Annotated in this window: 21 protein-coding genes and 1 tRNA gene; 7 read left to right on the top strand and 15 right to left on the bottom strand. The window is 60.5% G+C overall.

The window, feature by feature from the left end; all coding sequences use genetic code 11:
- Positions 1-15: 15 nt before the first annotated feature.
- The 7 genes from ACQZ48_RS04970 to ACQZ48_RS04940 form a co-directional block, all read right to left on the bottom strand.
- A complete protein-coding gene (locus tag ACQZ48_RS04970) occupies positions 16-1,293 on the bottom strand; it encodes a 3-phosphoshikimate 1-carboxyvinyltransferase (RefSeq protein ID WP_077983351.1) in 1,278 nt (425 codons plus the stop codon).
- Between the two features lie 86 nt (positions 1,294-1,379).
- Positions 1,380-1,931: a LemA family protein gene (locus ACQZ48_RS04965; protein WP_020813610.1), complete on the bottom strand. Its 552-nt coding sequence runs from the start codon at positions 1,929-1,931 to the stop codon at positions 1,380-1,382.
- Positions 1,932-2,009: 78 nt separating this feature from the next.
- A complete protein-coding gene (locus ACQZ48_RS04960) occupies positions 2,010-2,942 on the bottom strand; it encodes a glycine--tRNA ligase subunit alpha (RefSeq protein ID WP_080793189.1) in 933 nt (310 codons plus the stop codon).
- A gap of 130 nt (positions 2,943-3,072) precedes the next feature.
- Entirely contained in the window at positions 3,073-3,267 is a 195-nt protein-coding gene (locus ACQZ48_RS04955) for an NfeD family protein (protein ID WP_020813606.1), read from the bottom strand.
- Positions 3,268-3,287: 20 nt separating this feature from the next.
- Entirely contained in the window at positions 3,288-4,154 is an 867-nt protein-coding gene (locus ACQZ48_RS04950; protein ID WP_162520471.1) for a S49 family peptidase, read from the bottom strand.
- A 91-nt stretch (positions 4,155-4,245) separates the two neighbouring features.
- Positions 4,246-5,046: a tRNA1(Val) (adenine(37)-N6)-methyltransferase gene (locus tag ACQZ48_RS04945; RefSeq protein ID WP_191217052.1), complete on the bottom strand. Its 801-nt coding sequence runs from the start codon at positions 5,044-5,046 to the stop codon at positions 4,246-4,248.
- A gap of 6 nt (positions 5,047-5,052) precedes the next feature.
- A complete protein-coding gene (locus ACQZ48_RS04940) occupies positions 5,053-5,283 on the bottom strand; it encodes a putative signal transducing protein (RefSeq protein WP_020813603.1) in 231 nt (76 codons plus the stop codon).
- A 111-nt stretch (positions 5,284-5,394) separates the two neighbouring features.
- On the opposite strand from ACQZ48_RS04940, the gene ACQZ48_RS04935 reads away from it, so the two are divergent.
- The 4 genes from ACQZ48_RS04935 to moaB all read left to right on the top strand — a co-directional run bounded on the left by ACQZ48_RS04935 (position 5,395) and on the right by moaB (position 9,911).
- A complete protein-coding gene (locus ACQZ48_RS04935; protein WP_077983421.1) occupies positions 5,395-6,411 on the top strand; it encodes a polyprenyl synthetase family protein in 1,017 nt (338 codons plus the stop codon).
- A 141-nt stretch (positions 6,412-6,552) separates the two neighbouring features.
- Positions 6,553-8,448: a tetratricopeptide repeat protein gene (locus ACQZ48_RS04930; RefSeq protein ID WP_191217053.1), complete on the top strand. Its 1,896-nt coding sequence runs from the start codon at positions 6,553-6,555 to the stop codon at positions 8,446-8,448.
- Positions 8,449-8,454: 6 nt separating this feature from the next.
- The gene (locus ACQZ48_RS04925; protein ID WP_448728633.1) at positions 8,455-9,339 is read left to right on the top strand and encodes a 4-(cytidine 5'-diphospho)-2-C-methyl-D-erythritol kinase; all 885 of its coding nucleotides are present in this window, start codon (positions 8,455-8,457) and stop codon (positions 9,337-9,339) included.
- A gap of 26 nt (positions 9,340-9,365) precedes the next feature.
- Positions 9,366-9,911 (top strand): molybdenum cofactor biosynthesis protein B, encoded by a 546-nt coding sequence (moaB, locus tag ACQZ48_RS04920; protein ID WP_162520469.1) that lies wholly within the window; start codon positions 9,366-9,368, stop codon positions 9,909-9,911.
- 235 nt (positions 9,912-10,146) lie between these two features.
- Here the strand turns inward: moaB and ACQZ48_RS04915 are convergent, their stop codons facing one another.
- The 5 genes from ACQZ48_RS04915 to ACQZ48_RS04895 form a co-directional block, all read right to left on the bottom strand.
- Positions 10,147-11,022 carry a dienelactone hydrolase family protein gene (locus tag ACQZ48_RS04915; RefSeq protein ID WP_448728632.1) on the bottom strand — a complete coding sequence of 292 codons (876 nt, stop codon included), beginning with the start codon at positions 11,020-11,022 and terminating at the stop codon, positions 10,147-10,149.
- A gap of 118 nt (positions 11,023-11,140) precedes the next feature.
- Positions 11,141-12,169, bottom strand: coding sequence for an alcohol dehydrogenase AdhP (gene adhP, locus ACQZ48_RS04910; protein ID WP_077983357.1), 1,029 nt, complete (start codon positions 12,167-12,169; stop codon positions 11,141-11,143).
- Between the two features lie 149 nt (positions 12,170-12,318).
- Positions 12,319-12,720: an MAPEG family protein gene (locus ACQZ48_RS04905; protein WP_165691233.1), complete on the bottom strand. Its 402-nt coding sequence runs from the start codon at positions 12,718-12,720 to the stop codon at positions 12,319-12,321.
- 112 nt (positions 12,721-12,832) lie between these two features.
- Complete coding sequence (guaB, locus tag ACQZ48_RS04900) at positions 12,833-14,338, bottom strand: IMP dehydrogenase (protein WP_077983358.1); 1,506 nt, start codon at positions 14,336-14,338, stop codon at positions 12,833-12,835.
- A 284-nt stretch (positions 14,339-14,622) separates the two neighbouring features.
- The gene (locus tag ACQZ48_RS04895; RefSeq protein ID WP_448728631.1) at positions 14,623-15,624 is read right to left on the bottom strand and encodes an MBL fold metallo-hydrolase; all 1,002 of its coding nucleotides are present in this window, start codon (positions 15,622-15,624) and stop codon (positions 14,623-14,625) included.
- A 210-nt stretch (positions 15,625-15,834) separates the two neighbouring features.
- On the opposite strand from ACQZ48_RS04895, the gene ACQZ48_RS04890 reads away from it, so the two are divergent.
- Positions 15,835-17,232 carry an MDR family MFS transporter gene (locus ACQZ48_RS04890; protein ID WP_173988167.1) on the top strand — a complete coding sequence of 466 codons (1,398 nt, stop codon included), beginning with the start codon at positions 15,835-15,837 and terminating at the stop codon, positions 17,230-17,232.
- Positions 17,233-17,304: 72 nt separating this feature from the next.
- Here ACQZ48_RS04890 and ACQZ48_RS04885 read toward each other — a convergent pair whose 3' ends face one another.
- The 3 genes from ACQZ48_RS04885 to ACQZ48_RS04875 all read right to left on the bottom strand — a co-directional run bounded on the left by ACQZ48_RS04885 (position 17,305) and on the right by ACQZ48_RS04875 (position 20,009).
- On the bottom strand, positions 17,305-18,045 hold the full coding sequence (locus tag ACQZ48_RS04885) for an RlmE family RNA methyltransferase (protein WP_191217058.1): 741 nt from the start codon (positions 18,043-18,045) through the stop codon (positions 17,305-17,307).
- Positions 18,042-19,655, bottom strand: a complete 1,614-nt coding sequence (locus tag ACQZ48_RS04880; protein ID WP_448728630.1) for a Ppx/GppA phosphatase family protein — start codon at positions 19,653-19,655, stop codon at positions 18,042-18,044. The genes ACQZ48_RS04885 and ACQZ48_RS04880 overlap by 4 nt, the downstream gene beginning before the upstream one ends.
- 277 nt (positions 19,656-19,932) lie before the next feature.
- A tRNA-His gene (locus tag ACQZ48_RS04875) sits at positions 19,933-20,009 on the bottom strand.
- 315 nt (positions 20,010-20,324) lie between these two features.
- Between ACQZ48_RS04875 and ACQZ48_RS04870 the strand changes: the two genes are divergently transcribed.
- Together ACQZ48_RS04870 and ACQZ48_RS04865 are read left to right on the top strand one after the other, a co-directional pair.
- Positions 20,325-24,098, top strand: a complete 3,774-nt coding sequence (locus tag ACQZ48_RS04870) for an ATP-binding protein (RefSeq protein WP_448728629.1) — start codon at positions 20,325-20,327, stop codon at positions 24,096-24,098.
- A gap of 78 nt (positions 24,099-24,176) precedes the next feature.
- On the top strand, positions 24,177-25,841 hold the full coding sequence (locus tag ACQZ48_RS04865) for an ABC transporter permease (RefSeq protein WP_191217061.1): 1,665 nt from the start codon (positions 24,177-24,179) through the stop codon (positions 25,839-25,841).
- Positions 25,842-26,091 lie beyond the last annotated feature (250 nt).

Here is a 26,091-nt window from a genome sequence, read left to right as displayed (position 1 = left end):
CCCTCCTTGATGGCTTCAGTGCTGCGGCTCGGCAGCGCTTTCCTTTTCGCTATAGTCAACGCCGAGCGAAGCGAGCGCTTTCCAGTAACCGGGATAGGTCTTGCCGACGCAGGCCGGATTCTGGATGGCAATGCCGCCGATCTTCAGCGCCGCCAGCGCAAAGCTCATGGCGATGCGGTGATCGGCGAAGGTATCGATGGAGGCATCGACCGTCTGCCCGGCGAGCGCCGGATCGGAATGCACGATCAGGTCGTCGCCTTCCTCATGCGCCAGACCATCACGGATTTCGTTGAGGCCGAGCGAAACGGCGCGGATACGGTCACATTCCTTGACGCGCAGGTTGGCGATGCCGACGAAACGCACCGGCGTTTCGTTGAAGGCGGCGAGAACCGCGATGGTGGGAATGGCATCCTGCATCTGCGACCCGTCGATTTCGGCGGGCAGATGCGGAAACTGCGCCATGACATCATAGGCCTTGGCGTCCGGCTGGGTGAATTTATCGGCGGGCGTGCCGATATCGATTGCGCCGCCGGTCAGAAGTTCCGCACCCCAGAGATAGGTGGCGGCGGAGGCATCCGGCTCAATGTGGAAATCGGTCGCCGTGTAACCGGTCGGATGCACGCGCCAGATGGCGTTGCTCACCCGCTCCACCTTCGCGCCGAAGGCTTCCATGGCCGATGTGGTGAGATCGATATAGCCCTTCGCGCCGATTTCCTCGCCCTTGAGGATGATATCGACAGGCTTGTCGCCGCAGGCGGCCGCCATCAGAAGCGCCGACACATATTGGCTGGAAAGATTGGCGTCGATGGTGACGCTGCCCTTCGGGAACCCAGTACCCTTGCCGCAGACGGTGACGGGCGGGCAACCGGTCGGCGCTTCCGCTTCGACACCGAGGGAGCGCAGGGCTTCCACCAGCGGCATGATCGGGCGTTTGCGCATGTGCTCGTCGCCATCGATGATGACGGCGCCGTCCACAAGCGCGGCAGCGGCGGTTAGGAAGCGCGTTGCGGTGCCGGCATTTCCAAGGAAAAGCGGCTTTTCGGGCTGCTGCAGCACGCCTGAGCTTTCCACCACGAAGGTGGTGGCGTCAGGTTCGGTTACCTTGACACCCATCTCGCGCAGGGCTTCGGCCATATAAAGCGTATCGTCGCTTTTCAGCGCGCCGGTCAGGTGGCTTTTGCCCTTGGCAAGACCAGCCAGGAGAAGCGCGCGGTTGGTGATGGATTTGGAGCCGGGCGGCTCGACCTTACCGGAAAGCGGGTGGCCGGGCGGGGCGATGGTCAGTTCGATCATGATTGTCGTCTTGTCAAAGAATGCGGCGAAGAGCCGGATTATCGGAATTTGAACGGGTGGTTTTAAGCCGCGGAAGAACAGTGAGCTTAGAATTTCACCGTCGGCACGGCGCGGTCGGCCGGGTTTTCGATCTCGAAATAAGGCGCCTTCGCAAAACCGAACTGGCCGGCGACCAGATTGGAGGGGAAGCTTTCCACCTTGACGTTCAGATCGCGCGCGGCGCCATTGTAATAACGGCGCGACATCTGGATTTCGCTTTCGATGGTTTCCAGCGACCGCTGCAATTCCAGAAAGTTCGTATTGGCCTTGAGATCGGGATAGGCTTCGGCGAGCGCAAAGAGTTTGCCGAGCGCCTGCGACAGCAGGCCTTCCGCCTGGGCGCGGCCTTCAACATCACCCGCCGGCACGGCCTGCGCCCGGTTGCGCATGGCAATCACCTCCTCGAAGGTGCTCTTTTCGTGCGCCGCGTAACCCTTCACGGTCTCGATGAGATTGGGAATGAGATCGGCGCGGCGCTTCAACTGCACGTCAATGCCCGACCACGCCTCTTCCTTCATCTGCCGCGCCTTGACGAGGCCGTTATAGATGAAGACGACATAGAGCGCGATTGCCGCGATGATTGCCAGCGTGATGAACATTCCCGACCCCTCCTCAAGAGGCGCGGACACCATGGTGGCGTCCGCACGTTAGACTGTTGCCCCGCCTTACATAGACGCTCAGGCGGCCCTGTTCCAGTTCACCCCGCCCGCATCCGTCAGCAGGAAGGCTTCGCCGCAGGCTTTCGCCAGCGTGCGCACGCGCAGGATATAGCTCTGGCGTTCCGTGACCGAAATTACGCCGCGCGCATCCAGAAGGTTAAAGACATGGCTAGCCTTGATGCACTGGTCATAGGCCGGGAACACGCATTTGTGCAGGCGCTGATTATCGTTATCACCCGGCGCACCGGCGGCGAGAAGCGCCTGGCATTCCTTTTCAGCGTCGATGAAATGGCGATGCAGCATTGATGTATCGGCAAATTCGAAGTTGTGGCGGGAATATTCCTGCTCGGCTTGCAGGAAGACGTCGCCATAGGAAATCTTCTCTTCGCCCTCGCGACCGTTGAAGTTCAGGTCGTAGACATTGTCGACGCCCTGAACATACATGGCCAGACGCTCCAGACCATAGGTCAGTTCACCCGCGACAGGCGAGCATTCGATGCCGCAGACCTGCTGGAAGTAGGTGAATTGCGAGACTTCCATGCCGTCACACCAGCATTCCCAGCCGAGACCCCAGGCGCCGAGCGTCGGGCTTTCCCAGTCGTCTTCGACGAAGCGCACGTCATGCAACAGCGGATCGAGACCGATGGCCTTCAGCGAACCGAGATAGAGTTCCTGAAGGTTGGACGGGTTGGGCTTCAGAATGACCTGATACTGGTAATAATGCTGCAAACGGTTGGGGTTTTCACCGTAACGACCATCGGAAGGCCGGCGCGACGGCTGCACATAAGCGGCCTTCCACGGCTTCGGGCCAAGCGCACGAAGCGTCGTCGCCGGATGAAACGTACCCGCGCCCACTTCCATATCGTAAGGCTGCAACACGGCGCAGCCCTTGTCGGCCCAGTAATTGTGCAGCGTCAGGATCAGTGCCTGAAAGGAACGCTTGGGGTTCATATGGTCGGGAATATCGGTCATTTCAGTCATCGCGGCGTTAGGAGGATAAGTAAGCAGTGACTTACTTCGGATGCGGACTGGTGCCACGGCATGGCTTGGGGGTCAAGGATTTATGCGTGGAGACACCGGCTTACGTCTCATCCTCACGCTTCACGCGGTATTCACCGGTTTCGGGGTCCTTGATCAGCGTGCCGATGGCGCCGGTTTCGCGTTCCTTTTCGCGCTGCTTGGATTTCGCCGACAGCTTTTCCGCATCGCGAACGAAGCGGCGGTAGAGGATGACGGATCCCACCACCAGAAGAAGAATTGTAATGAGCTGCGCCATAAGGCCCTATTCCCGCGACATCATAGACCGAAACGCGACCACAATGCCTTTTCTTCGGCAACCTCCGCAAGACCCGAGACGGCGCCTGCCGCGAGCCTTTCGGCATTGAGGCCGAGTGCCGCATTCACGCCAGGCACTTTTTTGCCGAACAGCGAACGCCCGCCGCTGACGAGTTGAAGCTTGACCTTTGTCCCGTAACGGCGGCGCAGAACTTCCCGCATGTCGCCAAGCCCGTCGATCAGGCCGAGGTCCAGGCCGCGCATGCCGGTCCAGAACAGGCCGGAGAAGATCGTCTCGTCGCCCTTCAGCTTCGAGCCGCGGCGCATCTTGACCATATCGATGAAGACATTGTGGATTTCGACCTGCAACGACTTCAGGTAGTCGATATCGCCTTCCTTTTCCGGCTGAAAGGGATCGAGGATGACCTTGTTCTCGCCCGCCGTATAGACACGGCGCTCCACGCCGATCTTCTTCAGCATTTCCGGAAAACCGAAACCGCCGGAAACGACGCCGATCGAACCGACGATGGAAGTGGGATCGGCGATGATCTCATCGCCGGCAAGCGCGATCATGTAACCGCCGGAGGCTGCAACATCCTCCACGAAGATCAGGACTTTCTTTTCCTTTTCCTCGGCGAGCTGGCGGATGCGGTTATAGATCATCCGCGCCTGCACCGGCGAACCGCCGGGCGAATTGAGCGAAATGGCGATAGCCGGCGCATCCTTGACGGCGAAAGCCTTTTCCAGAAGCGGCGCATAGGAAGCGAGATTGAGGGCGGGGCGGAACTGGTTGCCGCCGGCCATGATTGCGCCCTGCATACGCACAACCGGGATGACGAGCTCTTTTTTACGAAAGCGTTTCGGCACCAGATACTTCAGAAAACCCACTACTCAATCCTCGCAGCATTTATCCGTTCGTGAGGGATGTATGTATCGCCCCGGAAAACACAATGGTTTGCGGCCGGCGGAACGGCGATATTTATGACGCGGTCCGGATTGCCCTTACATTACGCGAATAGGCGGCGCGGCCATTGTTCAGGTCATCGACGAAGGGAGTGAAGGCATGGCTGCCGGTCTCATGCATGATGAGCGGCGCGCGGAAGGACAGCCGCGCTCGCGAACCCTTGATGGCGGTGACGAGCATGCGCACCGCGTCCTCGCCAGGGCGCGGGTGGATGAGGGTGATTTCGAGGCCGCCGAAACGGCTGCCGCAGGCGGCGATAATCTCCGCCACCGATTGCGGCCTTGAAATCAGGGAAAGCTGCCCGCCCGGCACCATGATCGCGCCCGCCGTCCTGATCCAGTCTTCGAACAGGCCATCGGTCATGGCGTGCGCTTCGGCTTTCAGGGCATCCGGCGTGCGGCGGTCGCCCGCATCGTTGTAGGGCGGGTTCATGATGACATGATGGAAATAGTCGTCAGGCAATCCAGCTTCGACACGGGCTTTCGCCCGCAGGGTCACGTCGGCTTCGCGAACCGCGACGCGGGCTGAAAACGCGGCATTGTCAGACAATGCGAGGCTTCGGCGGGCAAATTCCGCCATTTCCGGGGAACGTTCGTAGAGTGTCACCTGCGCCTTTTCGAGCCGCGCCGCAACCGCCATGCCGGCCGCACCCGCACCCGCGCCGAGATCGGCGATCCGGCAGGCGCGGTCGTCCGCCACCAGCGAGGCCAGAAGCATGGCATCCATACCCGCCCTGTGCCCCCTGCCCTTCGGCTGGACGATGTGAAAGCGACCCCGGTGAAAGGCGTCGATGGTTTCGGAAATGCCGTCGCTCACCGCCGTTCACGCCTCTTCGTTGCGCAGCTCGTCGCCGAGCCCGGCATCGATGAGAATGCGGCGGGCCTGATCGGCCCGATCTTCCTCCACCAGAAACCTGCGCGGCAAAAGACCGAGCGATCCCTCCAGAATGCTCATCGCCTGATCGGCGATGAGGCAATGGATGCCGGCATCCCTCATCAGGCTTTCAGCGAAGGAGAGCAGCACGGCGTCGTTGGTTCGGATCAGTTCACGCATGGATAGACCTTAAATTCCCATCTTTTTGAATGGCTAGCGGCAATTCGCCCCTTGCCGCGCAAGGCGTCAGTTTTTATTGTCGACTTCAAATTCGAACTGGAGTCCTGTCCCTTGGGCGTCGTCATACCGCTTGAAGAAAGCAAAAACAAACTCGCATCCGTCAAGCCGCTTGTCGATCTGACCCGTCCTGACATGGAACGGGTGAACCAGCTTATCCTTTCCAAGGCCGGTTCCGATGTCCAGATGATACCCGAGGTAGCCAACCACCTCATCTCGTCAGGCGGCAAGCGCCTGCGGCCAATGCTGACGCTCGCCTCGGCCTCGATGTTCGGTTACGAGGGCGATCACCACATCAAGCTCGCCACCAGCGTGGAGTTCATGCACACGGCGACGCTGCTGCATGACGATGTGGTGGATGAAAGCGATCTGCGCCGCGGCAAATCCACCGCCCGCACCATCTGGGGTAACCAGGCGAGCGTTCTCGTCGGCGACTTCCTGCTCGGTCAGGCGTTCCGCATGATGGTGGATGTCGGTTCACTGGATGCGCTCGACGTGCTGTCCACAGCCGCTTCGGTGATTGCCGAAGGCGAGGTGTTGCAGCTTTCGGTCGCCAAGAACATGGAAACCACCGAAGACGATTATCTGCAGGTGATTCGCGCCAAAACGGCCGCCCTTTTTGCGGCGGCGGCGGAAGTCGGCCCCATCGTCGCCAAGACCGACAAGGCGACCCGCAGCGCGCTGAAATCCTACGGCATGAATCTCGGCCTCGCCTTCCAGCTGGTCGACGATGTCCTTGACTACGGCGGAAAGTCCGCCGATCTCGGCAAAAATACCGGTGACGATTTCCGCGAAGGCAAGATCACCCTGCCGGTCATCCTCTCCTATCGTCGCGGCACGCAGGATGAGCGCGCTTTCTGGCGCACGGCCATCGAAAAGGGCGAAAGCAGCGACGCGAACCTCGAAAAGGCGCTTGGCCTGATCACCAAATATAACGGTCTTGGCGACACGATCGGCCGCGCCACGCATTACGGCACCATTGCCCGCGACGCGCTGGCGCCCCTGCCGCAGAGCCCCTGGAAAGATGCGCTTCTGGAAGTGATCGACTTCTGCATCGAGCGTTTGAACTGACGCCGCAGGCCGAACGAATGGCGGATGGAAAAGACCGTCCGCCCAATGTTCCAGGCCAGCTTCTTCGCAAGGCGTGATTGTGGCCGGGGCCATAATTTCTTGCGGGGCTGCTTCAAAAAAGCCATTCTATCGTGACCAACAATGGAAACTGATTTTTCCGTGCTTCTGCACAAAGGCAAAGGTTCCCTCATGCGGCGTAAACCAGCACTCCGTCTTCTCTGCAGCGCGGCTCTTGCCGCTGCTCTCGCAATCGGCGCGGGTGCAAGCCCCGGCTTTGCGGAGACGAAGGCGACACCGGAAAACAAGGCTGTTACGTTCGATCCGGCCAAGGTGAACACCTTCTCCGGCGCCTTCCTCGCCGGGCGCAATGCCGATGTCGATCAGGATTATCCCACCGCGATTTCGCTTTATAAAAAGGCGCTGGAATTCGATCCAGCCAATACGGAAATCCGCCAGCGGCTGATGATCGCCGAACTTCTGAGCGGCAATTTCGAGGCTGGCGCGAAGATCGCCGATTCGATGAAGGACGATACCTCGGTGGAGCGCGTGACGACCATCGTGCGCGGTCTCGACGCCATCAAGGACAAGGAATTCGCCAAGGCCGAGAAAATTCTGAAATATAACGGTCCGAACGATCTCGACCGCATGGTCAATACGCTTTTGACGGCATGGGCGCGCGCCGGTTCCGGCAAGCCGAAGGAAGCGCTGGCGCTGGTCAATAATATGAAGGGCCCGGGCTGGATTTCGATCTTCCAGAAATATAATGCGGCGGCCATCGCCCTTGTTTCCGGCAACAATGAAGCGGCCCGCAAAAGCCTCAACGAAGCGGTGACGGACCGCGAAGGCGGGGCAACCGCCTCCGATACCTATATGCGCGCGGTGATGGCGCTTGCCCGGCTGGAGGCTTCCGCCGGCAACAAGCAGAAGGCGCTGGATGCGATTGCGGTCGGGGACACTTTCGCGCCGAATTACGCGCCGCTGAAGGCGCTTCGCCAGTCCATCGAAAACGGTGAAAAGCCGGAACAGCAGATCACCAATGCCGTGGAGGGCGCCGCCAGCGTCATGTTCTCCATCGCCGGCGCGCTGAACCGCGAAGGCGCCGAAGAGATCGTGACGCTTTATCTGCAGACGTCGCGCGCGCTCGATCCGAAAAGCCCGGATACGCTCATCCTTCTCGGCGGCCTTTCAGAAGCGCTGAAACAGCCTGACCGCGCCATTGCCTTCTATCGCGAGGTGCCGAAGGATTCGCCGATGTATCGCATCTCCGAGCTGCAGCTCGGACTGACGCTCGCGCAGACGGGCAAGGTGGACGAGGCGCGCAAGCATCTCAAATCGCTGCTCGAATCCGACCCGAAGGACATCCGTTCCTATCTCGCCTATGGCAGCGTGCTTTCGGACGCCAAGGATTACAAGGCGATGGCCGAGAACTACGACAAGGCCATCGAGGTCATCGGTTCCGTGCCGCAGAAATCCGACTGGTCCATCTTCTTCCAGCGCGGCATCGCCTATGAGCGGCTGAAGGAATGGGACAAGGCAGAACCGAATTTCAAGCGGGCGCTGGAACTGAACCCGGAACAGCCGCAGGTTCTGAACTATCTGGGTTATTCCTGGGTGGACAAGGGCATCAATCTCGATGAAGGCATGAAGATGATCAGCCGTGCCGTCGAGCTTCGGCCGAATGACGGCTATATTGTCGATTCTCTCGGCTGGGCGCATTATCGCCTTGGCGATTTCGATGAAGCCGTGACCGAGCTGGAACGGGCGATCGAACTGAAAGCTGGCGATCCCACCATCAACGACCATCTGGGCGACGCCTACTGGCGAGTCGGCCGCAAGATCGAGGCGGTCTATCAGTGGAACCGCGCATTGATCGGCGACAGCGACGACGTGGACAAGGCCAAGGTGAAGGAAAAGATCGCCAACGGCCTGCCGCCTGTCGAAAAGGATGCCGAAAATACCGCCAAGAAGGAAGTCACGCCACAGCCGCCGGCTCCTCCGGCGCCAGCGCCGGCTGTCACTCCGGACAAGAAATCCTGACGCCGCATGCGCGGGCATGAGGTTTCCGGGGCCGCTGAGACCATCGAGGCGGCCCCGGCCAAGATCAATCTGGCGCTGCATGTGACCGGCCAGCGAGCGGATGGGTATCACCTGCTCGAAACGCTGGTGACCTTTACCGAAGCCGGCGACACTATCCGTATTCGCAACGCCGATGCCGACAGTTTCTCCATCTCCGGCCCCTTCGGCGATCTTTTGCGTGCGGGCGATGGCGGCGATAACCTCGTCACCCGCGCCAGGGACCTGTTGCGCGATGCGCTCGCATCGACAGGTCAATCGGCACCCCCGGTTGCCATTCATCTTGAAAAGAACCTGCCGGTGGCTTCCGGCATAGGCGGCGGCTCGGCGGATGCGGCGGCGACACTGCGGGGGCTTTTGCGGCACTGGCGTGCCGCTATCGCACCGGATACGCTTGCACCCATGGCATTGACGCTCGGCGCGGATGTGCCGATGTGCCTTGAGAGCCGATCCTTGATCGCTCGCGGCATCGGCGAGGACATCGAACCGCTCACTGATCTGCCGGAACTCTCCATGGTTATGGCCAATCCGCTGAAAGCGGTTTCGACGCCGGAGATTTTCCGGCGATTGCAGAACAAGACCAATCCGCCGCTGCCCGACCCTGCGACGATTGGCTGGATGGATTTTCTTGCCCAAAGCCGTAACGATCTTCAGCCGCCGGCACAGGCGTTGCTGCCGGAAATCGCGGAGATAACCGGGCTGCTGTCTGAAGAAGGGGCGGCCCTTGTTCGCATGTCCGGTTCCGGGGCAACCTGTTTCGGGATTTTTCATTCCTTCGATGCCGCCAAAAACGCGGAAACATCGCTTCGGAAAAAACGTCCCGGCTGGTATTTTCAGGCAACGCGGACCATTTGAGGGCCGGATATTTCGAGGATAAGGCCATGGCAGGCGATAGACCCTTCATTCCCCTTGGCATTGCGGTTCTGACTGTTTCGGACAGCCGCACGCTGGAGAACGACAAGTCCGGCGACACGCTCGTCGCAAGGCTGGAAGAAGCGGGCCACAGGCTCGCTGCCCGCGCCATCGTGCCTGACGATAAGGCGGCGATCGCAGACACGGTGCGCGAATGGACTTTGTCTGAAGGCGTGGACGTGGTCATCACGACCGGCGGCACCGGCTTTACCGGCCGCGACGTGACGCCCGAGGCACTGGAGCCACTGTTCGAAAAACGCATGGACGGGTTTTCCGCACTTTTCCATCGCATTTCCTATGAGAAGATCGGCACCGCCACCATCCAGTCACGCGCGACCGGTGGCGTGGCGAACGCCACCTTCATCTTCGTGCTGCCCGGCTCGCCGGGGGCTTGCAAGGATGCGTGGGACGGTATTCTCAAGGCACAGCTCGATTATCGTCATCTGCCGTGTAACTTCGTGGAAATCATGCCGAGGCTGGATGAGCATTTGAAGCGTGGGGCTGGCGGCGTTTAGATCAACGGATCGAGGGTATGCGGGGCTTTACCCCCCTCTGCCCTGCCGGGCATCTCCCCCTCAAGGGGGGAGATCGATCTGCGGCGATGTCTCGTCCATCTTGAAGCTTGAGAATGAAGCGACAAGAGAGCCTCTTGCCGATCTCCCCCCTTGAGGGGGAGATGCCCGGCAGGGCCGAGGGGGGTAAAGCCCCACGCACATCCGGTTCGCAGACGATGCACGACCAAAAAACCCATCACGCCAGATATTTTTTGAAAAACTCCGTTGTCCGCCCCCAGGCGAGATCAGCCGCCGCCTTGTCATAACGAGCCGAGGACGTGTCATTATTGAAAGCATGGTTGACGCCGTCGTAAACGAAGATTTCAAAGGTCTTGCCGTTTTCCTCCAGCGCCTTCTTATAGGCGTCGATGCCGGCATTGATGCGCTCGTCGAGACCCGCATAGTGCAAAAGCAGCGGCGCCTTGATGGCAGGTACATCGGCCGCCGGGGCCTGCTGGCCGTAATAGGCGACGCCGGCATTCAGGCCTGCCGATTTGGTGGCGAAACGGTTGACCAGCCCGCCGCCCCAGCAGAAACCGACAGCACCGACCTTGCCATTCGCGCCCTGCCGGGCCGCAAGCCATACCCGGCCCGCTTCGGCATTGGCAACGGTCGCGTCCATGTCGAGACCGCTGAACATCTGCCGTGCCCTCTCCTCATCGGCGGGCGTGCCGCCCTGCGGTGAGAGGAAATCGACCGCAAGCGCCCGGAAACCGGCGAGCGCCACCCGTCTTGCCACGTCACGAATATGGTCGTTCAAGCCGCGGTTTTCGTGGATGAGGATAACTGAGCCGATGGGACCGGAAGCGGATTTCGGCGTAACGAGGTAACCCTTCATCTCACCGCCGGGGGCGGGATAGGTCACTTCTTCGGCAACGACCCTGTCGTCATCGGCCGCGATGACCGCCGCATGGGCGCTGTTGGCCGAAAGAAGCGGGGCGATGGCCGCCGCAGCAGCACCTGACCCGGCCAGCACGGTGAGCTTTTCCATGAATTTGCGGCGGTCGAGGCTGAGATGGGTATATTCATCGTAAGCGTCGATCATGGCCTGCGTGATCTTGGGCTTGTCCATCGCTCTATCCTCCTTGAACGCGCGGATGCGGAAAGATAGCGCAGATCGCAGGGCGAGGAACGAGGCGGGGGCGAGCGGCGCCACACATTTGCGTGAGCGCCCCCTCCGGTTTTTCACATCAGGCGGCGAGATCCACGACAATACGGCCGTCGATCTTGCCCTCTTCCATGCGGTGGAAGATGTCATTGATGTTTTCGAGCTTGTCCCACGAGAAGTGGGCGGCCACCTTGCCTTCGCCGGCAAAGGTCAGCGCTTCCTCCAGATCCTGCCGTGTGCCAACGATGGAACCGCGTACCGTGATGCGCTTCAGCACCGTGTCGAAAACCGGAATGGAGATGAAGCCCGGCGGCAGGCCGACAAGCGCCATGGTGCCCTTGGAGCGCAGGAAGCCGTAGGCCTGCTCCATGGCCTTTGGCGACACCGCCGTCACCAGCGCGCCGTGGACGCCGCCGGTCGCCTTCTGCACCTGCTCCACCGCGTCAGGCGCGCGACCATTGACGACGACGTCGGCTCCGAGCTTTTTCGCAAGCGCCAGCTTGTCATCGAAAATATCGGCGGCAACGACATGCATACCCATTGCCTTGGCATATTGCACGGCCATGTGGCCAAGCCCGCCAATACCCGAAATGACTACCCATTCACCGGGCCTGACTTCGGTTTCCTTGAGGCCCTTATAGACCGTAACACCGGCGCAAAGCACCGGTGCAGCCGGGCCGAAATCGAGATTATCCGGCAGGCGGCCGACGAATTTCGGATCGGCAAGGCCATATTCAGCAAAGCTTCCATTGACGGAATAGCCGGAATTCTTCTGGCTTGGGCACAGCGTTTCCCAGCCCGTGCGGCAGGGAATGCAGCATCCGCAAGCGGTGTAGAGCCAGGGCGTTCCGGCACGGTCGCCTTCCTTGATGCCGGTGACGCCAGCGCCGATCTTGGCGACGTAACCCACACCTTCGTGGCCGGGAATGAAGGGCGGATTGGGCTTGACCGGCCAGTCACCCGTTGCGGCGTGCAGGTCGGTATGGCAAATGCCCGTCGCCTTGTAGTTGATGAGAATCTCACCGGGACCGGGATCCGGTATCGCCACTTCCTCAATGGTCAGCGGTTTTCCAAACGCGCGGACAACCGCCGCCTTCATTGTCTTAGTCATGACATACTCCCTAATCTCTGTCCGCCAGAAATCCTCGACGGCAAGCGGAGATTAGCGGGGATGGGGCGTCATGGAATTGACCCATCGCAAATCGGAGCATTTTGCAAGGCGGGATTGTCTCACTTATGAGGCAACCTCACGGTGCTGATTTATTCCAGTGCCAACCATATGGCGAGCCATACCCACAGGCAGACGACCAGCGCAAAGCCGATGCCGAACAACGCGCCGCGCTGACGCAGGCGATTGCTGGTGACATGGACATAGGAATGAGCATAACGCGAGAGCACGAACAGCCATGCCAGAACGACGGTGACGATATTGTCCGCATCCGTGATGTAAAGTAGCAGGCACGCAATGTGGAACAGGACCGGCAGCTCGAACTGGTTGGCAATATTGCGGTTCACCAGATAGCTTTCGCGCGCTTCCTCGCCGCGGTCGCGCAGCTTGATCGCGGATTCGCGATCCTTGAAGGTGTATTTGTTACGCCGGACGATCAGGAGCGCGTAAAGCCAGAAGACCAGAAAGACATGGGCGATCATCGGCCAGAACATTGCGGTCGTGGGTGACATGCTTTCTTCTCCAATCATCAAAACGCTCCCCGATCCGGCATGAATCGGGGAGCGCCAAATACTCAGTATCCTTTTACGGATTCGCCTCGAAAGATCAAACCGCGCCGGGGTAGTTCGGGCTTTCGCGGGTGATCGTCACGTCATGGGCGTGGCTTTCGCGCAGGCCCGCGCTGGAGATGCGAACGAAGGTGGCGCGTTCCTGGAATTCCTTGATGTTGCTGCCGCCGACATAACCCATGGCGGCCTTCAGGCCACCGGCCAGCTGGTGCAGCACGCCGGAAACCGGGCCCTTGTAGGGAACCTGACCTTCGATGCCTTCAGGCACGAGCTTCAGTGTATCGCGCACTTCCGCCTGGAAATAACGGTCAGCCGAGCCGCGCGCCATAGCGCCAACGGAGCCCATGCCGCGGTAGGCCTTGAAGGAACGGCCCTGGTAGAGGAACACTTCGCCTGGGCTTTCATCCGTGCCGGCAAGCAGCGAGCCGATCATGACGGCGGAAGCGCCAGCAGCGATCGCCTTGGCCAGATCGCCCGAGAACTTGATGCCGCCATCGGCGATAACAGGAATATCAGCCGCATTGGCGACTTCAACCGACGACATGATGGCCGCAAGCTGTGGAACGCCGACGCCGGCGACGATGCGGGTGGTGCAGATGGAGCCGGGGCCGATACCGACCTTGACGCCATCGGCGCCGGCATCGATCAGCGCCTTGGTGCCGTCGGCTGTCGCGACATTGCCGGCGATGATGCGAACCGAGTTCGACATCTTCTTGACGAGCGAAACGGCATCCAGCACGCGCTGCGAATGGCCGTGCGCGGTATCGACGACCAGAAGGTCGACGCCGGCATCGATGAGGCGCTCCGCGCGCTCGATGGCATCGGCACCAACGCTGATGGCAGCGGCAGCTCGAAGACGGCCCTGCGCATCCTTGGTGGCGTTGGGGTTCAACTGCGACTTCTCGATATCCTTGACGGTGATGAGGCCGACGCAATTGCCTTTTCCATCCACCACCAGCAGCTTTTCGATGCGGTGCTTGTGCAGCAGGCGGCGCGCTTCCTGCTGATCGACGCTGCTTTCCTTGACCGTGACCAGATTTTCGCGGGTCATCAGTTCGTAAATCTTCTGCTGCGGATCGGAGGCGAAGCGCACGTCGCGGTTGGTCAGAATGCCGACGAGGCGACCGTTCTTGTGGCCGCCGGACCCGCCGTTTTCAACCACCGGAATACCGGAAATGCCGTGCGCCTTCATCAAGGCCTGTGCTTCTGCAAGCGTCGCATCCGGGCCGATGGTGACCGGGTTGACGACCATACCGCTTTCGAACTTCTTCACCTGCCGGACTTCTTCGGCCTGTTCGATGGGGGTCAGGTTGCGGTGGATGACGCCGATGCCGCCGGCCTGGGCCATGGCGATGGCAAGACGGCCTTCGGTCACCGTATCCATGGCGGAAGAGAGGATAGGCAGGTTCAGATCGATATCGCGGGCAATGCGGGTGGCGATATTCGTCTGTCCCGGCATAACCTCGGAATGTCCGGGTTGCAGCAACACATCGTCAAATGTGAGAGCGTCCAAACCAGTGGGTGTTTGAATGATGCGTGCCATTACCAAATTCCTTCATACTGAAAATGCGTGGCCGTTCCGGAACGAAAAGTTCACCCCGGCGCCCTGCAAGGATTGCTTGGAAGTTGGCGAGGGCTGGTAACACGTTCATGACAGGAAGGGAATAGAAAAAACCCGGAATAACCTTCCGGGCTTTCTCTGTTGCTGCGTTGCAGCAGACGTTATAGCGCGTCGTGTGGGTCCTTGCCCCACACGACGCGCTATAACTGCTTGTTTTTATGCATGTCGTTATCGCAAAACCGCTGAACACTTTTGCGCGACATGCATTAGATGTCGAACTGATAGGATTTCGGCACGAAACGATAGCCCGTATCCAGCTTTTCCGCGTAACCGACCGCCGGGAAAGGCATGTGATACCCAAGGAAAGGCAAGCGGTCAGTGGCGATCATGTCATAGACCTTCTTGCGGGTCGCAGCGGCTGCCGCCTTGTCCATGTCGAACTTCACCTCCCAGTCCGGCTTTTGCAGGGAAAGGACGAAATGGTTGGCGGTATCCGCCGTCAGGATGAGTTGTTTGCCTTCCGATTCGACACGGAAGATCATGTGCCCCGGTGAGTGACCGAAGGCCGCCACGCCGGTAATCCCGGATACGACGCTGGCGCCGTCGCCAATGAAGCTCGCCTTTTCCGCCAGCGGCTTGACGTTTGTAAGAACGCCCTTGTGACCGCCTTCCGCCGGCGTGCCGACGCGCTTGTCGTCTGTCCAGAAATCATATTCCACCTGGCCGAACACATAGCGGGCCTTGGAAAAAGCCGGTACGCCCTTCTCCATCAGCCCGCCAATATGATCTCCATGCATATGGGTCAGCACCACCACGGTCACATCTTCCGGCGTATAACCGGCGGCCGCCATGCCCTCGATCAACCGGCCATTGCCCGCACCGCGCCCGGCTTCACCGAAACCGGTATCGAACAGCACGAGATCGGTGCCGGTATTGACGAGGACCGGCGAGAAGGAATTGACGAATTGCTCTTTCGGCAGAAAATTGTCTTCCAGCAATTTTCCAACCGCCTCGGGCGATTGATCCGTGCCGAAGGTCTCGCCGGGATTGGGGGCCGCGCGTGCGCCATCCTTCACCACCAGCACTTCGAAATTGCCGAGCTTGAAGCGGTTGGTTTCAGGTGGCATCGCGTGTTCTATCTCCATGGAAGTCTGCGGCTGGCTGGTCTGGGCATTTGCGTTGCGCACCATCAAAATTGGCGCACCGAGAACGCTTGCGCCCGCCGCACCGATGAGGCCACGTCTGCTCATGCTGAAGGATTTGGTCATTATCTTACTCCCGATATCGCCAACTGGTCGTGATTGCCAACTGAACTCACCCAACGGACAATAGAGCGAGAAAGTTGCAAGAAAACCGGCCTCACGCAGGTTTGATCGGAACTTGAGAAATTGATAATTAACGTGTTGGCAAGCCGGGTTATCAGGCGTAGGAGGAACGGCGATATCCTTTGTCGCAGCGGAAAGCCGCAGGCAGCCTCAATGAACCGCATCATTCCACTCATCCTGGCAGTCGCTCTCTTTATGGAGCAGATGGACTCCACCGTCATCGCCACCTCGCTTCCGGCAATTGCCGCCGATCTTCATGTCGGCCCGATCACGCTCAAGCTCGCATTGACGGCCTATATGGTGGCGCTGGCGATCTTCATTCCCATCAGCGGCTGGATGGCCGACAAATATGGCGCGAAGAAAATCTTCCGTTTCGCCATCGGCGTTTTTGTGGTGGGGTCGATCTGCTGCGCGGTGTCGTCCTCGGTGTTCGAATTCGTACTTTCGCGTTTTTTGCAGGGCATGGGCGGGGCCATGATGACGCCCGTCGGACGTCTCGTGCTTTTGCGCACGACCAAGCGCAGCGAACTCGTCTCCGCCATGGCGCTGCTGACGATCCCCGGGCTCGTCGGACCACTTACCGGACCGCCCATCGGCGGTTTCATTACCACCTATTTTTCATGGCACTGGATTTTCCTCATCAACGTGCCGATCGGTATCATTGGCATCTGGCTGTCGACGATCTTCCTGCCGGAAATCGAAACGACAAATCCGCCGCCGATGGACGGTAAGGGCTTCGTGCTTTCAGGCATCGCCGCCTCCGGCGTGGTGTTCGGCCTCTCCGTCGTCAGCCTGCCCGCGCTGCCACCGGCAATCGGCATCGCCTCGACCATCATCGGTTTCATCTGCGGTTTTCTTTATCTGCGCCACGCCGCGCGCCACCCTGCCCCCATTCTGGATTTTCGCATTTTTCAGAACGCGACCTTCCGGGCGGCTTCCGTCGGCGGCACCGTTTTCCGCATTTCCACGGGCGCCATACCCTTCCTGATGCCGCTGATGCTGCAGATCGGTTTCGGGCTGAACCCGTTCCAGTCGGGCATGATCACCTTTGCCGGCGCAATCGGCGCGATCACCACGAAATTCATGGCCAAGCGAGTGTTTGCGGCAACCGGATTTCGCTCGACGCTGATCGGGGCCGGCATCGTCGGCGCCTGCACGACGCTTGCCAACAGCTTCTTCACCCCGGAAACGCCTTATCCGCTCATCATGATCTTTCTGGTGACGGCGGGATTTGCCCGGTCCTTCTTCTTCACCGGGTCGAATGCGCTCAGCTATTCCGATATCGAGGACAGGCAGGCCAGCCAGGCGACCTCGATGGCGTCGGTGTTGCAGCAGATCAGTCTCGCGCTGGGCGTGGCTTTCGCCGCCTCCATTCTGGAAGTCAGCAGCATGATGTCCGGCACGCACCTGCAGCTCGCCGATTTCCACATCGCTTTCACTATCGTCGCACTGGTATCGCTGTTCGCCATCGTGCCGATCATCCGCATGGACGGCAATGCCGGGGCGGCCGTCTCCGGCCACCGCGGCAAGGTCTCGCAACCGGCGGAGTGATTAAAGCGCCGTGCGCCCGTTTGGGCGCACAAAGGACGGACAAAAATCGAATACGGCTTTCTGTCCGATGCGCTAGTCTTCGGAAGCCTCTCCGGCCTCCACATCGACCTGCGGCGCGTTCTTGCGGCCCTTGAAGTGTTTGGCAAGCAGGAACATTTCCACCGACTCCGAACGTGACGAGGCCGGTTTGATATGCAAGACCTGCTTGAAGTTCTTCTTGAGCATGTCCAGCAGCTGCTTTTCCGTGCCGCCCTGGAAGGTCTTGGCAAGGAAGTGCCCGCCCTCCGCCAGCACCTGAACGGCAAAATCGGCCGCGACTTCGCACAGATGCATGGTGCGGATGTGGTCGGTCTTCTGGTGCCCGGTGGTGGGCGCGGCCATATCCGACAGCACCAGATCAGGCGTACCGCCGACGGCCTCCATCAGCTTTTCCGGCGCGCTCGGGTCGAGGAAGTCCAGCTGCAGGATTTTCACGCCGGGAATAGGATCGATCTCGAGGAAATCGATGGCCGCAACGCGAATGTCATCTTCTGTCGAATCCGTCACCTTGGAGGCGATCTGCGACCAGCTGCCGGGTGCGGCGCCAAGATCGATGATGCGGCGTGCGCCCTTCAGAATCTCATGCTTGTCGTTGATTTCCAACAGCTTGAAGGCGGCGCGGGCGCGATAGCCCTCAAGCCTGGCGCGCTGCACATAAGGGTCATTGATATGACGTTCCAGCCAGCGGCGCGACGAGGCCTTTAGCTTGGTCTTCTTGACCTTCTGGCCGATCTTGCGGCCGGTGCGGTTGTTGCTTGTCGGCGCCTTGCTCATGTCAAACCTTCCGTCCTGTCCTGCCGTGCCATCTGCATGCGCCTTATCCGGTTGCGCCGCCATGCGCCGTCATCCGCCATCATATCCGTCAGCAGGCCTTCGCGAAGGCCGCGATCCGCCACGCGCATGCGCCGCGCCGGCCAGCGGCGGCGAATGGCCTCAAGGATGGCGCAGCCGGCCAGAACCAGATCGGCCCTGTCAGGCCCGATGCAGGCATTGGCAGCGCGGCCCGCGAAATCCCATGCCAGAAGCTTGTCCTGCATGGCCGTCACCTCGGCATCGGAAAGCCAGAGGCCATCCACCTTGCGGCGGTCATAACGTGGCAGATCGAGATGGACGCCGGCAAGCGTCGTCACGGTGCCCGAGGTCCCGATCAGGTGAAAATCCTCGTGATGGGTCTGCGGCGCGAGAGGCGGGCAGTGGAAGGCGTCGAGCAGCCCTTCGACTTCCCCCACCATGGCGGCGAAAACATCCGGCGTCACATCGCGCCCGCCATGACGTTCCGAAAGCGTGACGACACCGACCGGCAACGAGGTCCAGTGGGTGATGTGATTGGCGAGCCGGTTCGAGCGATTTTCCCCGACCTTGATAACGGCGATTTCCGACGATCCGCCACCAATATCGAACAGCACGACAGAGCGCGCTTCACGCCCGACAAGCGAGGCGCAGCCGGACACCGCAAGGCGAGCTTCAGTCTCGCGGCTGATGATTTCGAGCTTCAGTCCCGTCTCCCGCGTAACTCGCGCCAGAAACTCCTCGCCATTCGACGCAGCGCGGCAGGCCTCGGTGGCAATGAGCCGCATGCGCCTGATCGGACGACCGGAAAGCTTCGCGGAGCAGACTTTCAGCGCCTCGACAGCTCGATCCATGGCGTCGTCGGAAAGCCGGCCGCTCGACACCAGCCCCTCGCCCAGCCGGACGATGCGCGAAAAGGCGTCGACGACCCGAAACTGGCCGGGCCTCGTCGGCTGCGCGATTAGAAGCCGGCAATTATTGGTGCCGAGATCGAGCGCCGCATACATATCCGCCGGCGGCTCCTGGCCATGCTCGTGCTGGCGACCGGCATGGCGGGCGGATAGTTCGGATTGCCGATGCGGGTCCTGCCCGACCCCTCCTGCCCGGCCGTTCTGCTTGCCAACATGTTTCGGCGCATGGGTGGGAACCAGCGGACGACCCTGTGGATCGCGATGACCACGCTTGCGGTGGCGCGACTTTCGCCCTGCGCCCGGCGGCATGGAGGATGGATTGGCAGCATCTGTTGCAGCTGAACCCTGCGTCTGCACGGTGGAAGCTGGGGCAGCCTGCTGAGAAGCACCCTTGCCGCGAGAGCGCCTGCGACGCTTTCTCTTGCGCGGCTCGGCATCCGGCTCAAGAGCCGATACGTAGGAGGAACCGGCCGGAACATCTGCGGCAACATCATGCGACAGCACAGCAGCGTCACGGGGCTGACCGTCACGCTTGTGTTTCTTGCCACGACGGGATCGCTTCGCTTTCCCTTTGTTCGCCACCGACGCCCCTTGTTCCGACGGCTTTGGGCCGTTTCCGGGGTCGATCACTGTCTTGTCCATTTCGCCGCGCACAAGCGTAGACGCTATGCTGCTGGCTTTCATAAGGTTTCGTTGGGCCGACAATACCAGCGCAAGCGATTTTAGCCAAATGGTTTTTGGCAGGCGTCTTGTGGGAAGGGCTGATGCCTCGCCAAGGCTGGGCGAGCATCGTCACGATCGCGGCTATGATTTCCGGATGCTTTCGAAATCGGAAGGCAGGTCAACTCGTCGCCGGGCCTTGCGCGGACACCCACAAGTCATGAAAGGGCACCAATGTGGAGAAAATACTCCCCTCTCCCGGTAAGTCCTTGTGACATATAAACTTACTGGGAGAGGGGAATGGTACGGTTGAGTGGGGTCGAACCACCGACCTCAGGTGCCACAAACCTGCGCTCTAACCAACTGAGCTACAACCGCACATGAAACGCCGAAGCGGCGTCACGGGGGGTGACATAAAAGGTGTTTTGCCCATTTGCAAGTGCCTGTTCGAATTTTGCGAAAAAAGGCGAAGAAAGGCAAGCGCTTTTCAATGGGCCGGATTGTCATTAAGAGGCCGCGGCGGCCTGTTGACGTTAACTCTATTTGGCGATTCATCCGGCGGATGGTGGACCGGATCGCCCTGTGAAGTTATTTAAAATTCTGTTAACGTGATGCCTCGGCGGGTTTACGTTTAGAGCTTCATGAGGAAGCCGAAAGCCCGCGAGGTCCGGTAGTGCCAGAATAGGTTTCGACATGCCCGCCGTCCAGTATCCCTTTATCGATATCGCAGTGCATGAACGGGTGCGTGACGGTTTCGGGCGCGGCGAGGCCATGGCGTTGTTCTCGCTCGACCTTAAAAACGCCCTTTGGGCCAATGGCCGGGGTGCGGCGCTGTTTGGCACGCCGATGGTCTATGATTTTCTGGAACAGGGCCCGAAACCGCAGGACGTGACCTTCCGGCAACTGGCGGCCGCGGCGGCGCGGCTTTCCAAAGCGGGCGACAGCCTGCCGTTTACCATTCGCATCACCTCGGGTTTCCGCAGCCTTGCCGTTACCGCGCGCGCGGAAGTCATCGAGGCCGAACCCGGCCAGCCCGCCATCCTGTTTTCCGCCCTCACCGATCAGGCCGCACCCGACACGGCGGAATGCGCCCGGCGCATGATCGAAGGGTTCGACGACCCCGATATCCATATGGCGGTTTTGAACGGCGAGAACGAGATTGTCGCTGCTTCCCCCGGCTTTTCTTCTCTCGGTATTACGCCCCACACAGCGCGGACGCTGGTGAAGATGGCGGCCGGACAGCCCGGCCATCTCGTCAAGCGGCCGGTGCCGACCGGCAAGGGTTATCTGCCCGCGGCCACCGGCCAGATCGCGACATCGCCCGAACTGAACCTGATGTTCGTGGTCGAAACCGCGCTGGGCACACTCGATCCCGTCAATGGTTTTTTCGAAGACAGGCCGCAGGAAGCGCCAGCCCTGCCGGTTGCGGAGACCAAGACTGTTGCCGCTGCAACCTCCTTCGATTCCGTGCTCGACGCTGTTGCCGGCATCGAGGATGTGGAAGAGGTACAGGAACTGCCGGTCGATCCCGAAGAAGAAGCGCCAGCGCAGCAGGATGACGACAGCGTCCTGTCCCTGCCGGAAGACGAAACGGAAACCCCGGCGGCCCTTTCCGCGCAGGACGCCGACACCGCTGCGAATGTGGCGATGACGGACGACATCGCCGATCTTTTCGAACTCGATGAGGATGAAGCAGAAGCGCCCTTAACCGAGCGAGCAATCGCCGATGCTCCTGCGGAAGAGGCTCAAGCCGAAGAAAACGCAGTCGCGGACGATGAAATCGTCGAAACCGCGCCGTCAGAAGCTGCTCCTGCGGCGGATGAGGAGGTAGCGGCGGAGACGGAGACCGAAGAGACGGATGTCGGCGCTGGCGCAGAAGCGCAGCCTTTTGTTTTCAATGCCGGTGCGCGCGCTTCCCGTTTCGTCTGGAAAATCGATGCGGAAGGACGCTTCAGTTCGATCTCGCATGAATTCGCGGAGGCGGTGGGCGCCAAGGCGGCTGCCGTTGAAGGCATGGGCTTTGCCGATGTCGCGGCCCTGTTCAATCTCGATCCGGACGGCAAGATCCGCGAGCTTCTCGGCCGACGCGACACATGGTCGGGCAAGACGATCTACTGGCCGGTGGAAGGCACATCGCTGATGGTGCCGATCGATCTTGCCGCCCTGCCCACCTATACGCGCTCCCGCGAATTCGACGGTTTCCGCGGTTTCGGCATCGTGCGGCTTGCCGACGCCGCCGAAGACCCGCATGCCACCGGCCTGACCTTCCTCAACGGCGAAGAGGCAGATCCAGCGGAAGCCCTGCCGCAGCACGCCATCGAGGATGAAAGCCACGAATTGCTGGCTTTTATCGATGAGGATGACGACGCGGCGCAAGACGCAAGTTTCATCGCTGATGATGAGGCCCCGGTAACGCAAGCCGATGCGGCGGATGGTGCATCGGACGTGGTTTCGGCAGAAGAACAGCACCATGATTATACCCCGCCGGAATTCGAAGCGCCGGTTGCGGCGCCCGCTCTGGAACCGGCCTATTCCGACAAGGTCGTCCATCTGGAGGAGCGCCGCTCGCGCTCCCGCGAGGGGCTGACCGCAGGCGAGCAGGCCGCCTTCCGCGAAATCGGCCGAGCTCTTGCACCGGCGGATGCTGCTTGCGAAGAAGACCGGGAAACGGATGAGGAGGCCATCTCCGCTGAGCCGATCATGCAGGATATCCGGCGGGATATCGATGCGGATGCTTCGGAAAGCGCACCCTCCGAAACGGAAAATGACGGCAATAAAACCGAGCCCGCGGAGGAAGACGATCTTTTCGCCGATTATGTTCGTGGCGAGCAGCCTGCGGCCATTCGTGCACCCCCGGATGAAAGCGGTTCCGACGAAAAGCAGGAACCTGCGGCTGACGAGCGGCCGGCTGCCGATATGGCCGCCGCCATGGTCAGCCCGTCCGTTCGTCCCACGAATGCCTTGACGGCCGAGACGCTGGATCAGATGCCCGTGGCGCTTTTGGTGCATGCTGGCGACAGGCTGATCCACGCCAATCCGGATTTCCTGCGCTTGACAGGCTATGGTTCTCTCGACGAACTCGAAGAGGTGGGGGGTCTGGAAGCGCTGCTGCAGCGGCAGGAGCTGGAAGAAATGCCGGACAATGAAGGCGGCATGGTGGTCGTGAGCGCCGAAAACGACATCATTCCCGTCAAGGCGCGGTTGCAGTCTATCCGCTGGGAAGAGACCAAGGCGCTGATGCTGTCTTTGGTGCCGCTTGAGGAAAAGCAGGCGCCGGTTGCAGCAGCCAACGAAAATATTGCCACTGGCGATGTCGAAGGTGCGGAAGCAGGCAGCCTCTCCCTGTTGCAGGGGGAAGTGGAGGAGCTGCATTCCATTCTGGAAACAGCCACCGACGGGGTTGTGCTTCTGGGAGACGAAGGCGAAATCCGCTCGCTCAACCGTTCCGCCAGCGCGCTGTTCAACTATGACAACGCTGAAATCGCCGGCAAGCCTTTCGTCACCCTCTTTGCCCATGAGAGCCAGCGCGCCGTGCTGGATTATCTCTCCGGCCTTGCCAATAACGGTGTCGCCAGCGTGCTGAACGACGGCCGCGAAGTGATCGGCCGCGAAGCCTCCGGCGGCTTCCTGCCGCTGTTCATGACCATCGGCCGGCTAAAATCCTCGCATGGCTATTGCGTGGTTATCCGCGATATCACCCAGTGGAAGCGCACGGAAGAAGAACTGCGCAACGCCAAGCGGGCTGCGGAAACCGCCAATGCCCACAAGACTGATTTCCTGGCGCGCGTCAGCCATGAAATCCGCACGCCGCTCAACGCCATCATCGGTTTCTCCGATATGATGGCGACCGAACGTTTCGGACCGATCGGCAATCCGCGTTATGTGGAATATGCCAATGATATCGGCCGTTCAGGCCGGCATGTGCTCGATATCGTCAATGATCTCCTCGATATTTCCAAGATCGAGGCCGGGCAGATGGATGTGGATTTCATCGCCGTGCCGCTGAACGAGACGGTGGCCGAGGCGGTCTCGCTGGTGCAGCCGCAGGCCAATAACCAGCGCGTCATCATCCGCACGGCGCTGGCACAATCCGTGCCGCAGATCGTCGCCGACCTGCGCTCGATCAAGCAGATCGTGCTGAACATCCTGTCGAACGCCATCCGGTTCACCCCATCCGGCGGCCAGATCGTCGTCTCCACCGCCTATGAAGCCAATGGCAGCGTGTCGCTGCGCATCCGCGACACCGGCATAGGCATGACACGGGCGGAACTGGAACAGGCGATGAAGCCATTCCGGCAGGTGGCTTCGTCCGGCAAGCGTGTACGCGGTGACGGCACCGGACTCGGCCTGCCGCTGACCAAAGCCATGGTGGACGCCAACCGGGCGAATTTCTCCATCACCTCCACGCCGAATGAAGGCACGCTGGTGGAAATTACCTTTCCGTCGCAGCGGGTTCTTGCCAACTGAGGCCATGCGGGCGTAGCAATGCGAGAGCCGCCGGCACCATGGTCGCCGGTTGAGGCCTTTGCACGACAGTAGACTGGCATGTCCATGACGGTTTCCCTTCCGGCAACAAGACGCTTCTCGGTGTTGCCCATCACGGCGGTCATCGTCGCGGCCATTGCCGCCATGCCCATTCTGGCGATCTTCTGGCTGGCGCTGACGGGCACCACGGAGGGATGGCAGCATCTTCTCGTCAATGTCCTGCCGCGCGCCGGGTTTCGCACCTTCCTGCTCTTGGGGATGACGGCCGCGACGACGGCTTTCTTCGGCATCGTCTGCGCCTGGCTTGTCACCACCTTCGAATTTCCACTGCGGCGGTTATTGTCCGCGGCGCTCGTCCTGCCGCTCGCCATCCCTTCCTATCTCGCCGCCTATGCGTTTGGCGAGTTTCTCGACTTTACCGGCCCGGTGCAGAGCGCGTTGCGCGCCGCTTTCGGGTATCACAGCATCCGCGATTACTGGTTTCCGGACATACGATCGCTTGGCGGCGCCGTGATCGTCCTGAGCTCGGTCCTCTATCCTTACGTTTATCTCTCGGCCCGCGCCGCCTTTTCCATGCAGGGACGGTTTGCGGCCGAAGCGGCCCGCACGCTTGGCGCAAAACCGCTGAACGTGTTCTTCTCCGTGCAATTGCCGATGGCCCGGCCGGCCATCGCCATCGGGCTTTCTCTGGTCCTGATGGAAACGCTGAACGATATCGGCGCGGTTGAATATCTCGGCGTTCAGACGCTGACTTTCACCATCTACGAAACCTGGCTCAATCGCGGCAACCTCGCCAATGCGACGCAGATCGCCGCCGTCATCCTCGTCATCGTCGGTGCGCTGATCGTCATCGAACGCAATGCGCGGGAAAAGCAGCGTTTCGGCGCGCCGAAAGCGACAAGCATGGCGCAGCGCCACCGGCTGAAGGTGCTTGCCGGCTGGCGGCGCTGGGGCGCGAGCCTTCTATGCTTCGTTCCCGTGGCGAGCGGCTTTTTGATTCCCGTCATCGTGCTGGGTGGTTACGCCACCAGAAGGCTCGATGCGCTGTTTGCGCCGAAGCTTCTGAAAGCACTCGGACACAGTCTCGAAGTCTCGCTTTCTGCCGCCTTCGTGACCCTGATTGCCGCTTTCGTGTTTTCCTATGCCATCCGCACCGAGCGCTCGCGCCTCTCAAAAGTGGCGGCGCGCCTCGGCTCCATGGGATATGGCGCGCCGGGAACCGTGCTTGCCATCGGCGTCCTCATTCCGCTGGCCAGCCTCGACAATGGCGTCGACAGCTTCATACGCGCACATTTCGGCTTTTCCACCGGGCTGCTGCTCTCCGGCACCGCCTTCGCCATCATTTACGCCCATGCCGTCCGCTTCATGACCATGGCGGAGGGTACGCTCGATGCCGGTTTCCACAAGCTCTCTCCGCATATCGACATGGCCTCGCGGACGCTTGGGCGCAACCGGACACAGACGCTGTTCAAGGTGCTGTTGCCCAACATGCGGCCCGCAGCGCTGACGGCTTTTCTGCTCGTCCTGATCGAATCCATGAAGGAACTGCCGGCCACCATCCTGCTCCGGCCTTTCGGCTTCAACACGCTGGCCACGCTGGTTTATGAGGATGCGTCGCGCGCAAGGGTGCAGGATGCGGCCGTGCCGGCGATCATCATCATCATTGCCGGACTTATTCCCGTGCTTCTCGTATCGAAATCCATGGATCATCCCGAAAATCGCTGAGTGGCGCGAGCCTTTGCGGCAAAAAGAAAGGCGGCCTTGCGGCCGCCTGAATGAGTTGTGCTTTTCAACGAGAGAAAGGGGGACAATCTCGCCATATGGAAATTATCAGTCCCGGCTATCAAAAATTTGACGGCCCTGCGTTGGATTTACTTTCCGCCAACTCCTATTAACAAGCGGTTAAAACCAAAATCGATCAATTACCCACGAAAATTCCTATTCTGAGACCGTAAAACGCCGAAACTAAATTAAC

Source organism: Agrobacterium sp. 22-209-1 (genome assembly GCF_053522485.1).
The sequence above is the reverse complement of the archived record's forward strand: the minus strand, read 5'-3'. Positions and strand labels throughout refer to the sequence as shown.